This is a genomic window from Clostridium oceanicum (assembly GCF_039521385.1).
Lineage (GTDB): Bacteria > Bacillota > Clostridia > Clostridiales > Clostridiaceae > Clostridium_F > Clostridium_F oceanicum.
The window spans coordinates 68,669-82,865 of sequence record NZ_BAAACG010000013.1 but is presented as its reverse complement, the minus strand read 5'-3'; the positions used below and the strand labels follow the sequence as shown (position 1 = coordinate 82,865).

General features: G+C 26.1%; 11 protein-coding genes. 1 reads left to right on the top strand and 10 read right to left on the bottom strand.

From position 1 onward, the window contains the following. Positions 1-28: 28 nt before the first annotated feature. The gene (gene ypeB, locus ABDZ71_RS14350) at positions 29-1,396 is read right to left on the bottom strand and encodes a germination protein YpeB (protein ID WP_343762584.1); all 1,368 of its coding nucleotides are present in this window, start codon (positions 1,394-1,396) and stop codon (positions 29-31) included. Positions 1,397-1,682: 286 nt separating this feature from the next. Between ypeB and ABDZ71_RS14345 the strand changes: the two genes are divergently transcribed. Next, complete coding sequence (locus tag ABDZ71_RS14345) at positions 1,683-2,918, top strand: MGDG synthase family glycosyltransferase (RefSeq protein ID WP_343762581.1); 1,236 nt, start codon at positions 1,683-1,685, stop codon at positions 2,916-2,918. Positions 2,919-2,956: 38 nt separating this feature from the next. Here the strand turns inward: ABDZ71_RS14345 and spoIIR are convergent, their stop codons facing one another. The 9 genes from spoIIR to ABDZ71_RS14300 form a co-directional block, all read right to left on the bottom strand. Beyond that, positions 2,957-3,589: a stage II sporulation protein R gene (gene spoIIR / locus ABDZ71_RS14340; RefSeq protein ID WP_343762579.1), complete on the bottom strand. Its 633-nt coding sequence runs from the start codon at positions 3,587-3,589 to the stop codon at positions 2,957-2,959. A gap of 74 nt (positions 3,590-3,663) precedes the next feature. Further along, positions 3,664-4,848 carry a Ger(x)C family spore germination protein gene (locus ABDZ71_RS14335; RefSeq protein WP_343762578.1) on the bottom strand — a complete coding sequence of 395 codons (1,185 nt, stop codon included), beginning with the start codon at positions 4,846-4,848 and terminating at the stop codon, positions 3,664-3,666. A 44-nt stretch (positions 4,849-4,892) separates the two neighbouring features. Continuing rightward, positions 4,893-5,993, bottom strand: a complete 1,101-nt coding sequence (locus ABDZ71_RS14330) for a GerAB/ArcD/ProY family transporter (RefSeq protein ID WP_343762577.1) — start codon at positions 5,991-5,993, stop codon at positions 4,893-4,895. 22 nt (positions 5,994-6,015) lie between these two features. Then, positions 6,016-7,485: a spore germination protein gene (locus ABDZ71_RS14325; protein ID WP_343762575.1), complete on the bottom strand. Its 1,470-nt coding sequence runs from the start codon at positions 7,483-7,485 to the stop codon at positions 6,016-6,018. A gap of 49 nt (positions 7,486-7,534) precedes the next feature. Continuing rightward, the gene (locus ABDZ71_RS14320; RefSeq protein ID WP_343762573.1) at positions 7,535-7,732 is read right to left on the bottom strand and encodes a CLC_0170 family protein; all 198 of its coding nucleotides are present in this window, start codon (positions 7,730-7,732) and stop codon (positions 7,535-7,537) included. Positions 7,733-8,004: 272 nt separating this feature from the next. Further along, positions 8,005-8,850, bottom strand: a complete 846-nt coding sequence (gene ispE, locus ABDZ71_RS14315; protein ID WP_343762571.1) for a 4-(cytidine 5'-diphospho)-2-C-methyl-D-erythritol kinase — start codon at positions 8,848-8,850, stop codon at positions 8,005-8,007. 106 nt (positions 8,851-8,956) lie between these two features. Further along, on the bottom strand, positions 8,957-11,581 hold the full coding sequence (cphA, locus tag ABDZ71_RS14310; protein ID WP_343762569.1) for a cyanophycin synthetase: 2,625 nt from the start codon (positions 11,579-11,581) through the stop codon (positions 8,957-8,959). A gap of 46 nt (positions 11,582-11,627) precedes the next feature. Then, positions 11,628-12,428: a cyanophycinase gene (locus ABDZ71_RS14305; RefSeq protein ID WP_343762567.1), complete on the bottom strand. Its 801-nt coding sequence runs from the start codon at positions 12,426-12,428 to the stop codon at positions 11,628-11,630. A gap of 139 nt (positions 12,429-12,567) precedes the next feature. Then, positions 12,568-14,130 carry a DUF3794 and LysM peptidoglycan-binding domain-containing protein gene (locus tag ABDZ71_RS14300; RefSeq protein WP_343762565.1) on the bottom strand — a complete coding sequence of 521 codons (1,563 nt, stop codon included), beginning with the start codon at positions 14,128-14,130 and terminating at the stop codon, positions 12,568-12,570. Between the last annotated feature and the right edge of the window lie 67 nt (positions 14,131-14,197).

Below are 14,197 nucleotides of genomic sequence, written 5' to 3'. Positions count from 1 at the left end.
ATCCACTCTTTATTTTCTTTTATTTACTTTACATTGTCAATTCCCCATTAGGAGTATCTAATATTTGTATAATTCTTTCTTCAAAACCTGTATTTGCATCTATATATATTTTAAAGTTATCTTTCTTATAAGTACCTGAGAATTCATAACATAATTTTTCTGTATTATTAGGTGTAGGTATCATTACTAATTTTTCAGAATTAACTTTAAAATTATCACTTATTTTCTTTTTAGCTTCTTCTTTAGTTACTTTAGGTTTTGGTATATTTCTCTTGTGATGGGCTACTAAATATTTTTCAGATTCTACTCCTATGATTTCACCTTTATCTAAGGATATTTTTAGTTTTATCTGATCTGGATATATCATAACATTATCTTCCTTATATATATAATTTATTACAGCTACATTACTATAATTTAATGTATAAGTAGGAATCATGTTATCAAAACCTATATCCTTTAAATATTTATTGCCAATATCTATAGCTTTATTCATATTAATTTTAGGCTGACCTACATTTCTTTCATCTAACAAATATATTAGTTTACCACCTTTTTTACTAACTTCACATACTATTTTAGAGTCTTTTTCACTTCTACCTTTGATAGATACTATAAATCTATAACTATCTATTCTTGTTTTCCTTTTATTAGTATCTATTTTTATAGACTCTATATTATTTTTCCCTAATAATTTTCTAACAACATTTTCCGCTTCTTTTCTAGTTACAGCTTTTTCACTATTAACCTTAGGTTTTATATCTAAAACATTGTCTGAAAAAGGTCCATCATATATTAATGAAGGATATTGCAATACTTGCTTTTCTATATTTTTAAATTTCTGTGGTATTAATTTATCTTTATCTTTAGCAAGGACTCCACTAACCTTTTTTCTTATTTCTCCCCATTTTAAATTTCCTTGGTTTACATCTGTTACTATACTGCTAAGTTTATTCTCTAGATTAAAAGATTGATCTTTTAATTTTTCTATATTATTATAGCTTTCTTTAGATATATCCTTATTTTCAACAATAGACTTAGCTAAAGTATTAGAAAAATCACCTACTTGAGATAAAAAATTACTAGTGTATTGTATTGTATCTTCACTTATAGGCATAGAATGTAATTTATCATTTGCAATTGATGAGTATCTAAATATCTCTTGAAATGTTATTATCTTTTGGTCTCTAGAATTTATTATTGCTGATTTAGAAAGATTAATCCTTATGTTTTGAACAGAAGATATTAATTCATGCATATTTTTACTATACTCACCTTGTAAATAGTTTCTATAATCACTTCTTTCTAATGTCATTAGAATAGCAAAGGTTGTAGAAAATACAATTATTAATGTTACAATCAATGTATATGTTATTCTTTTTATATTTGCTTTCATGTAAATAACCTCCAAAACTTTCTTAATATAGTATCCGTATTTACATTTTTTCTTATTCATCAAATATACATAATATCTATTAAAATATTAAATAATTTATATAAAATTTGTAATAATAAAACTAAAGACTTGAATTTTATTAGGGTTAAATATTAATTAAGATTTCCTTAAAACTTAATTAAACCAGTTTATTATTGATTATATATCTTATATAATATTATTGAACAAAGATGAATTGGTTATTTAATATAACCATTATTAATCTATAAACCAGAAGGTGAAATTAATGAAAATTTTAATATTATCAGTATCAGCTGGCGGTGGTCATGCAAAAGCTGCTGAATCTTTAAAACAATATATAAAACTAAATAATGCAAATTCTGATATCAAAATAGTGGATACATTAAAATATATAAATCCTTTAATTGATAAAGTTGTTATAGGAAGTTACCTTAAAACTATAAAAGTTTCTCCTGCATTATTTGGTAAAATGTATTCTAATACTGAAGATGATGATGGATTAACTAGTTTTATTACATCAAATTTTAATAAGATGATGACCCTTAAACTTTTTCCATTTATAAAAGAATATAACCCAGACGTTATAGTATCAACCCATCCATTTCCAGCAGAAATGGTATCTATAATGAAAGAAAAAGGGAAATTTAATATACCTTGTGTAACTATATTAACGGATTATGGTTCCCATGGTACTTGGATACAAAAAAATACTGACAGGTACATAGTATCTAATTCTGACATGATAGAAGAAATGGTAGATAAAGGTGCAGACTCAAGGAAAATATTTGACTATGGCATACCTGTTAAACCAGAATTTTTCAAAAAATTTAACAGAAAAGAAACTTTAAAAAGCTTAGATTTAGATCCAAATAAAATCACCCTCTTAATGATGGGTGGAAGCCTAGGAATCGGTAAAATCTCTTCTATATATAAGAAATTAATGAACTTAGAAGATGATATACAAATAATCGTAATTACAGGAAATAATAAAAAATTATATTCTGAATTAGACAAATTGAAAACTAGCGCTAAAAATAAAACTAAAGTTATTGGTTTTACTAATAAAGTTAATAAATATATGCAATGTGCAGATGTTTTATTAACAAAACCTGGTGGACTTACTATAACAGAAGCTTTAATATGTAATCTTCCTATGGCTATATTTTCTCCTATTCCAGGACAAGAAGAAAAAAATGCTAGATTCTTATTAAAAAATAATTTAGCAATAAATATAAACTCTATAGATAATGCTCCAGATGAAATCCATAAGCTATTATCATCTGAAAACAAACTTAAATCTATGAAACATAATTGTAGTATTTTTTCAAAGCCTAATTGTGGAAATGATATATATAATTTATTAAATTCTTTAATAGAATCTAAAAAAAGCAGCGGTTATAACAATAACATATACTTTGATGATAACCCTAAAGACACTAATACTTTTTTTAAATCTATAGAACAACATTTTCTAAAAACCGCTCAAAAATTCTTATTATAAAAAGCCTGTATTTACAAATACAATACAGGCTTTTTTATTTACTTAGAAACAGCTTTTATAGTCTCTACTAATTTTGATTTTATCTTAATAGATTTATTTTTTTTATTATCTATTTTATTATACTCATTTTTTGATATTATCTTTTTCATCTGATTTTCTGTTTTTTTAGAAGAAACTTCTCCTTTTGTTACATCTACAAAACAAAGTGGAGGAAACATAACACACCACCAATTTTGACCTTTTCCATTTCCTATAACTACTCTATATGCTTCATATTTTCCTTGAGGTAAAGTTATATTGCCATATGTTTTTATTGGAAAATTTTCTTTATCTAATGTAGTTTTCAAAGAATAGGAATACCCTTTTTCTTCTATAACTTTATTTGCTATTTTTATTATATTTTTATCTTCTCTTTTTAATATTTCTCTAGATTCACATATATCTTTAGATTTTGATAATTTAGGGTTCATATATTTTATAATTTCATCTTTTATTTTTAATTTTAATGATTGATCTTGAACATTATTGCTATTAGCTATTACATGAAATCTTATTATTTTACTTGCTATATCCTTTTGAACGCTTGTACCTTCTTTTGCAGAAGCTGCATTATTAAATACTATAAACAATAATATAACTACAACATTCATTATACTTAATATTTTTTTCATATTAATACCCCACTCTCATTAAACTATTAAGTATTATTACCAAAATATTGTAGTTATATACAAGTATATCCTTCTTATTTTGTTGATCCAACTCTTCTTATGTTTGTATCTACATTGATATTAACTTTTACTTTCTTGTATATGTTATCCCAATCATCTTTTACTTTTTTCCATGTTTTAGGATGATATTTATATAGGTAGGAGCCTAGCCCTACAACATCACAATCATATTTACTTTGAGTTACTTTTATGACTTGATCTATTTCTTGTTTTATAGATTGATTAAAATCTTCTTCTATTTCATCTATGGCTTTTTTAGAAAATATATTTTTATCTGAATTATAATTTTTAATTTGTCCTTCTAAAGATAAATTTATATCAAAACTTAGTTTTCCACTGTCATCATTTAACTTTATTTTTCTTTCAAAGCCTTCTATAGAATAATCTATGGGACTACCTTCTCTTACAATACTTCTTGTTCCTTTTTTAAAATTCCCTTTTACAAGTTCAATACTATTACCTTCATTTATAGATAAACTTCCTACAATTTTGTAATCTTTTATTAAAGCAAGCTCAGATATTTTAAGCTCTTTATCTTTTTTATCTATACTTACTACTGGAAGTACTGAATTTCCTGTTGTACTTAAATTTTCTAAAAATTCATCTAAAGTAGTAGGAAATGAAGTATTGTTATTTTTATTATTGTTCATAATCCCCTCTATATAGGCTTCTACATCTTTTTCAACATTAGGCTTAAATTCTACTATTTGACTACTTGGAATATTAGTTAAAGATAAATAAATCATTCTATTTATAGCTGGTTGCCTTTCTATATAGTCTATAACTTCCTTAAAAGTTTTTTCATGCTCTACTAACCCTTCATTTAAAAGTAATAATTTCAAATGTCCAAAAGTCAATGCTCTACTGCTCTTTTCTGTAGCTTTTCCTACACTATTTTCCATAGAGTATCCAGAAACACTAATATGTTTTTCAGTTGCTTGTGCTCCTTTTTGTGGACCTAACTCACTTATATCAGGAAAACCATAAGTTATATTAAGTTTTTCCATATCTGTTTTAGAGAAAGGCTCATTTTGCTTTATTTTTTCCATTTCTTCTTCTTTATCTATATCTTTACCTGGATCTATTCCTATCATAGATATAAATAATCTTTTATCTATTTCTACTTTATCCCAACACCCAACCATAAAGGTACACATAAATACTAAAGTCATCATAGCTATAATTTTTTTATATTTCATAGTATAACAGCTCCTAAAAGTTTTAATGTTTATTATATAACCTTTTATCCTTTTGTTCCTGTTCTTGATTTTTTTATGTTACTTGTAATTAATAATACTATTGGTATTATTATTGTATTTATCATAAATAATATAGGAAATATCATTTTACTTATTCTAGATAACTCTGCTACATTTTCTGGATATAGTGCTACTATATAAATAAAAGGTACTAATATTGCAGAGGCAATCTTTATATCTTTTAATTTAAATATATCTTTAGCTATATCTGCTGAAAAATAATAAGAATTTGTAAATGTAGTGAAAAAGAATAACACCCATATAGCCATTACTATACCATCCCATCGCTCTACAAAAGTACCTGGTATATCTATAGATTTAATCATTGTAATTCCTGGCCATATCAAATCTTTAGTTTGTTCTTTTGAAAACATAGTTATAGATAAAACTGTAATAAATATATAAAAACAACCTATGAAAGCTAAGCTTTTTAATAATACTTTTGGGGTTTTTTTTCTATTTTTTACAAAAGGCAAAACTAAAAAAACTATCTCTATTCCTTTAAATCTACTTATAGTACCAATAGTTCCTTTGATATAAGCATCTGGTGGATTATTAAATACCGGAAGTAAATTGCTAAAATCAGATTTATATAAGGTAAACAGCAAAACAAATATTACAGGAATAAAACTAAGCCAAAAAACTACTTCATTAAACTTTACAAGAGAATTTAAATTTCCTCTAATTAAATAGATAGATGTTAAAATACTTATAGCTACTAAAAATTCTGTAGGAGTCTTTTCTAATAAATATATTTTTATCTCTTCTATAAAAGTTCTAAGTCCTATAGACATATAAGCTATGTTATATACAATAAAACTTATACCTATTATGGCTCCAAATGCTTTACCAAAATTATTATTTATAATGTCTGAAAAACATTTATAATCACTATTTTTCACTATTTTATACATAATATAAACTAATATAAAGCTTATTATTGTACTAATTAATATAACTATCCACCCATCGTTTCCTACAAACATTGACACATCACTTGCATAAGAAAAAACCCTTAGACCTATAACACTAGTTACAATAGTTGCAAATAAGCTATAAGGAGATAAAAAACCTTTTTCTTTCACTCTAAATACCTCCAAATCAATATTATTTTTGTCTTATTTTATCTTTAGTTTTCATATATTTAGGACGATGTTTAAAGAACTTAAGATGTAATCTTATAAACATATCTTTAAAATCTTCTGTACTAGAATTAACTGCAGGAGCTAAATATGGTATTCCAAAGCTTTTTAATCTTATTAAATGAATTAAAAGTATTATTAATCCAATCATTATTCCATATAACCCTAAAAAAGCTGAAGCTATTATAAGTAAAAATCTTATTAACCTAAAAGCTGAACTAACCTCATAATTAGGCGCAGTAAAACTAGTTATTGCAGTTAAAGATACTATTATTATCATAATTGGGCTTACTATGCCAGCACTTACTGCTGCCTGCCCTATAATAAGTCCACCAACTATTCCTATAGTAGCTCCTATAGGTTTTGGAAGTCTAACTATAGATTCCATAAGAAGTGCTAAACTGACATCCATAATTATAGCTTCCATATATGCAGGAAATGGAACACCCTCCCTAGATGATGCTATGAAATAAGCAAGTTTTGTAGGTATTATAGCAACATGATAAGAAGTTACAGCAACGTATAGAGCTGGCAAAGTTAAAGAAATAATTATTGATAACAACCTTATCACTCTAACTACAGAGGAATATATCCACCTTTGATAATAATCATCAGGAGATTGAAATAAACTAGGTAAAGTTGTAGGAACTATTATAACAAAAGGTGAATTATCCACTAGTATAGCTATTTTACCTTCATATAAGGCAGATGCCACTACATCCGGTCTTTGTGTAGTTTTAGTAGTAGGAAATGGTGACCATTTGCTATCTTCTATAAATTGCTCTACATATCCACTATCTAAAACTGCATCTATATCAATTTTATCTATTCTTTTATTTAATTTATTGAGTACATCTTGATTTACTATATCATCTATGTAGGTTACTACTACATCTGTCTTTGATCTTTCACCTAAAGATTTTGACACTAATTTAAGCCTAGTATCTCTTATTCTCCTTCTTATAAGAGCAGTGTTAAATCTAATTGTCTCTGAGAATCCATCTCTACTACCTTTTACAACAGTTTCAGATGAAGGTTCAGATATTCCTCTAGCAGGCCAAAATCTTGTAGCTATAACATATCCTTCTGTGCACCCATCTACTAACATAAGAGTATCACCTGAAAGCATAGAGTTTACACCTTTATTAAATTCTTTTATTTCTGTTAAATCTGTAACTGTTAAAATGTTATTTTTAATGTCTTCTATATTATCTAAATTTTCCACATCTTTAGATTGAATCATTAAAGATTCTAAAACATAATCGTTTAATAAAATTTTATCCGCCATTCCATCTATATACATAAGAAAAGCTTTTATATCTCCAATATAAAACTCTCTAAATATTATGTCTGACGTATCTTTAAACATTTCCTTTAGATAAGATATATTGTCATCTATATCTTTATTTATTTCTTTACGTATTTTTTCCTTCATGGTATATACGTCCTCCTAAACAACTAATCACATATTTAAAAATCATAAATTAATAATTAATAGAATGAAATATATATGAGACAACACCTAAAATTACAATAAAAATTCCTATTATCTTTGATTTTCTATATAACTTAAACATCTTTTTTTCTTTAAAGCTTTTAGCATCTACAACACCTACTATAAATCCTTGTATAATCATAAGCATTAAAAAATATTTATCTAAAGCACCTAAAATTTTGTCCATATTATCCTCCTAATTAAAGCATCTATATACTTATTAAGTATTTTCTGTTTTTCATATTAAATTTATACACTAAATAAAACAAAGGCATATATTACTAGAAAAACTTTTCTCTTTATTAAAAAATATATAACTTATTTAATAAAAAAAAATAAAGCTAGCGTAAAATACACTAGCTTTAAATAATTTTATACTTATCTTTACAAGTCACATTCAAATAAATAACATCTTTAATCTGTTATTTATTTTCATATGGCTAAGGGAAATTTTATTTTTTATATAGTCCTAGTTATAAAAACTTCCTTATAATCTTCTTTCATCTTGTCATAACAAAACTGAGCAGATAACATATCTTCAAATATACCAAATACAGTAGGACCACTACCACTCATTATAGAGTTTATAGCACCATACTTTATCATTTCCTCTTTTATAGATTTTATTGTTTTATGTTTTCTTAAGGTTACATTTTCTAATACATTTTTCATATTTTTACATACCAATTGTAAGTCATTATTTTTTATTCCTTTAATTAAATTTTCAGTATTTGGATGAAAATAAATTTTATTTACATCTATATTTTTATATACTTCCTTTGTAGATACACCAAATCCTGGCTTAACTAAAACTAAAATATAATTATCAAATTTTTTAATAGGGGTAACCTCTTCTCCTATTCCTTCACAAAGAGCCGTTCCACCTAAAATACAATAAGGAACATCTGCTCCTATTTTTAAACCTAATTTCATTAATTCTTTATCACTTAAGTTAGGTTTAAAAATATCTCTCATTAATTTTAATGTACAAGCTGCATCTGAACTTCCTCCAGCTAGGCCTGCCGCTACAGGTATATTTTTCTTTATAGATATATATATACCTTTTTCTATATTATATGTCTTTAAAAACAATTCTGCCGCTTTATACACAAGATTTCTTTTATCTTCAGGAACATATTTTTTATTGCAACTTAAAACTATATCTTTTCCCTTTGTAATCTTTAAATTTATTAGATCATATAAATCTATATTTTGCATTATCATTTTTAAAATATGATATCCATCTTCTCTTTTTCTTAATACATCTAAAGATAAATTAACTTTAGCATAGGCTTTTGCTATCATACTTATTCCTCCAAAATTTTATTTCTTAAAATAGTATAATATAAAAAAATTAAAGCTACAATTAAAACAATACTTAATTGTAGCTTTAATTTATATAATATAATATTTAAGCAAAAGCTATCTCTTTATTTTTCTTATTTTTATTTTCTTTTTTCTCTTTTACAATCTTTAAAGCTGGCTGAAATTCTTCAAAAAACATCACTATTAAATCCCCTTCTTTAGAATTATCTATAGCTTTTTTAAGGGCTTCTTCTTCATTTAATATTTTATATATATTATTTTCATTAAATCCACTATTTATCATACCTTTTTGGATCAAATCAGCAATTTCTGAAGGTTTTTTCCCTCTTCTATCTCTATCTTCTTTTATATATACAATATCAAAGTTTTCTGCTGATATATTTGCCACCTTTAAAGTACTACTGTAACTTCTATCTCCTGGAACTCCTATAACTCCTATAAGTTTGTTATGTTCTATTTTCTTTGCCCCTTCAAGAACTGCCTTATAGCCTTCTATATTATGACCATAATCTAAAACTACAGAAACTCCATTTACATTATACATATTAAATCTACCTGGATTAGATTTCTCATCACTAGAAAAAGTTTTTAAACCTTTTCTAAGAATATCTATATCTATACCAATACTTATCATAGCTGAAATAACAGCCATAGCATTTTCTATATTATAACTTAGTTTACCTTCTAAGGTAATAGATATATCCTTCACATCAATTATTTTTATATTTTTATTTTCTTTGAAAAGATAAATACTATTTTTATCTAAATAAACTGCACATTTACCTTCTTTTATATGCTTAGTAATTAAAGGGTTATCTTTATATTTAGAAAATAATATAACATTACTTTTCATTCTTTCTATAACTCTAGTACTTGCTTTATCATCTGCATTCATAACTACATATCCATCTTTTTTAACTGCTTCTCCAACTAAAGATTTTACAAAAGCCATTTGATCTAAAGTATCTATGCCATCTAATCCTAAATGATCTTCCGTTATATTAGTTATAACTGATACATCGGAAAAATCATAAGGTAATCCTCCTCTTATAATACCGCCTCTTGCAAGCTCTAAAACTGCTACTTCTACATCTTTATTTGTAAGCACAGTAGTTGCACTATCATATCCTGTAGTATCTCCCTTTTCTATACATTTATCTCCTACATATACGCCACCAGTTGTTGTATACCCAACTTTTTTTCCACATAACTTAAATATATAAGATATTAGTCTACTTGTAGTAGTTTTTCCATTAGTTCCAGTAACAGATATTATAGGTATTCTTCCATTAGTTTCTTTAAACATCATATCTACTATAGCTTTAGCTACATTTCTTTTTTTACCTTTATAAGGATATTGGTGCATTCTTATTCCTGGAGCTGCATTAACTTCTATTATTCCACCTCTAGGACCTATTGGTTTTGTTATATCCTCACAACATACATCTATTCCACAAATATTAAGACCTATAGCTTTAGAAGCTCTTAAACATATATCCTTTATCTCTTCATTTATTTCATCAGTACAATCTACTGATACTCCACCAGTTGATAAATTAGCATTTTGTCTTAACATAACACTTTCACCTTTTAGTGGAACAGCACTAAGACTATATCCTTGCTTTTTTATATAGTCTTTTAACTCTTTATCTATTTTAATTTTTGTTAAAGGTTTTTCATGACCTTCTCCTCTATTTATATCACTATTAAGTTTGCCTATAAGACTACATATAGTATTTAATCCATCTCCTATAATATAGGGAGGTATTCTTTTAGCCCCTGCAACTATTTTATTATCAACTACACATATTCTATAATCATTTCCTTTTAAAAATCCTTCTACAATTATGTCATCAAAATTTACACTTAAAGATTTATAAGCTTTTATAAGGTCTTTTTGATTTTTTAATTTAACAAATACTCCTTTACCTTGATTCCCATATTGTGGTTTTAAAACTAAAGGATAGCCTATTTTTTCAGCTTTAAGTAGTAAATCTATATAATTATTAACTTTATACCCTTTAGCAACTGGTATACATTGGTCTCTTAAAATATCTTTGCATAATAATTTATCACAAGCTATATCTGCCCCTATGGTACTTGTACTTTCACATATAGTAGCCTCTATTCTTTTACCGAAACTGCCATATCCTAATTGAAACATACTATTGTCTCCAATTCTTGTTACAGGTATACCTTTTTTACTTGCTTCTTCTACTATAGATAAAGTACTAGGGCCTAATCTTTCACTTTTTAATATATACCCTAATTCTTTTATTTTTTCTTCTAAATTAAATTTTTTTCTATTTATTATAGAATTAATTAAACTTACAGCTACTTTTCCACATTCTATAGCCATATTTTTATACTCATATTGATAAATTATATAGTATTTTTCCCCCTGTATTTCTCTAGCTTTTCCAAAGCTTACATCGCTACCTAACATATTTTGAAGGGCAATTATACTATGCTCACATATATGTGATAAATATGTACCTTCCTCTAATCTTTTAAGAAATCCACCTTTTTTACCTATACAACAGCAATGTTCTTTTAATTTTGGTATATAATTTATTAAAGTTTCATTGAAACCATCTATTTCTTTACTAGGTACTTCTCTATATCCTTCTAAATCTAAATCCATTCTAATACATTTCTTATAAGAGTATATATTTTTACCTTCATATACCCTTATTTTATCTATTTTCATGTCTCAACTTTTCCTCCTCTTTAAATGAAATCTTTAAGTATGAGATTTACATTGGTTTTCTTGTATTTATACTGAATTCATCTCTATTTTTAAGAACATGTAATTTAACATCTAGAATAGATAAAAGTTCATCTTGATTTTGTTCTGATACATTAGTATAGCTAATTTCACTTCCATCTATAACATATACTGCCCCAGAACCTATAACTTTAAACTGTAATTTATTGTTTACTACAATGGCTGTATCTTCATCTATACCAATACCTAATACTTCAGGGTTTTCTGCAATTCCAGTAAGAAGTCTTCCTATTCTACCTCTTTGAGCAAAATGTTGATCTATTATTACTCCTCTTATAAAATCTAAACCTGGTGCCATCTTAAGAGTACATTTTCTTGGTGACTCTTCACTTGGTCCTGTTACTATCATGGTATTACTCATAACAGAAGCTCCTGCAGATGTTCCTACAAAATCACATCCACCTTTGTATCTTTCTTTCATCATATAATACAAAGGAGTACCTCCTAATAAACTAGTTATTCTTAATTGGTCTCCGCCTGTAAAAAATACTAATGATGCATTTTTTATCATCTCTATATTTTCTTTATTTAAAGCATCTTTTCTATTTTTTACATTTAAAATTTTTATATTTTTAACTCCTAAATTTTTAAATATATTTTCATATTCTATTCCTAACTCTTCCGGAAGCTGGGATGCTACAGTAGCTATAACTAACTGATCCTTTTCTTTATTTATTTTTGTACAAACTTCTTTTAGTATAGCTTTACCATTCTCTTTATCCTCTGCTCCTCCTATTATTATCAAATTACCTTTTATATTATTTTTCAATATTCGTCCACTCCTTTACGGATATTCATTATTTTCTCCACATAAGGTATTTTTATGCGTGGCTAAAAAAGGTAAAAAAAACATCCTATATATAAATATATAGGATATAGAAATCTATTTTTTATAAGATAAAATTTCATTATATTATAGCTTTCCCAGGTATTATAAGCTTTTGACCTGGTTTTATAACATCTGCATTTTCTATCTCATTAATACTCATTAAATTTTCTATAGTAGTATAATATCTTTTAGCTATTTTCCATAAAGTATCTCCTTGTTGAACAACATATATAGTTATACTAGCCTTTTTTTCTGGCTTACTATCTTCTATTGGCTCTACTCCTATTAAGAATTCTTTATGAACGTTATAATTTACTCTACCATATAAATCTACTATGCCTTTAACTGCAATTGTATTTGCTTCCATTGAAGTTTCTATGTTATCTAAATTAGCTTTTACTATACATTCCATATCAATTTTGCATCCTGGCATATCTATAGAACAATCAAATGGTATGTTATCTTTTAAAGTATATATATATTCTTTATCATCTGTTGTTTTATACATTACTTCTACATTTAAAACACCTTCAACCATTACCTTATCTTCAACTAATTTTTTATCAGTAACGCATACTTTACCATTAGTCATTAATATCTCTTTAACTTTAGGCATAGTAGAATCAATTTCTATGTTATTTTTAACTATATGCTCTTTTTCAGTTTGACCATGCATTACATTTAATTCATAATCTTTCTTTTTTATATCAAGCATAGCTTCTGGACAATACATATCTTCTATAACTTCTATTTCTTTTTTATACATAACTTTGGTATTTGATTTTACAAGAGCTTCTACATCAACAACTCTATTTTCTCCTAAATCATCTTCTTTTACTTCTATTTCAACTCCATCTATTTCAAAATCTGTGTAACTATCCATAAATGAATTTGCGCCTTCTAAATCTATTTCTTTATTTATAAAAACTTCGTCATTTAAACAACATATGTCTCTAGTGTCTTTTCCTCTATAAGCTAATTCTATATTAGCAAAAGCTTCTACATTAATTTTATCTTCTAATACTTCAACTTTTCTTTTATTTATACTTATATTACGTTTTATTATACTTCCAACTTCCGGTTTATCTGTAGAAATTTTTATGTTAGATTTTGCTATAAGCTCTCCAGTAGCTGTTCCTACTATCTTATCAACAGATGTTGGATTTCTAAGCATCTGTATATCTTTCATATCATCTACATCTTTTACAACTTCAAAATTATAATCTTTATAAACCTCAGCTTTTAATCTTACAACTCCTTCAACAGATACTTTTCTTTCATTAACAACCTTGCACTCCATATCTTCTACGAAACATTCTGCTTCGCACACCATATTATCTTCTGCTCCTGAAATTTGAATATCATTAGAAAATTTTCCTGTGTATGTTGTATTATATAAAACATCTTCATCTTCTTCTTTAGTTAAATAAAGAATATTATAATCTATTAACCCTTCTACATAAACTTTATCTTGTACAATTTTTTTAGTAGTTATAGATGGCTTAGTATCTAACATTATAACTTTATAAACATCAGGATGAGTATCTGGAATAACATACTCTCCTTTCATTGGAGTATTTACGAAGCTTTCCCCTAACAGTTGTTCACACTCTATATTTTCTCTCACTAAGTTTAAATCCATTTTTATCCCTCCCATAAAACCTACTAATAATTTATATATAAGTTTTATGGAAAATATGACTAATTTA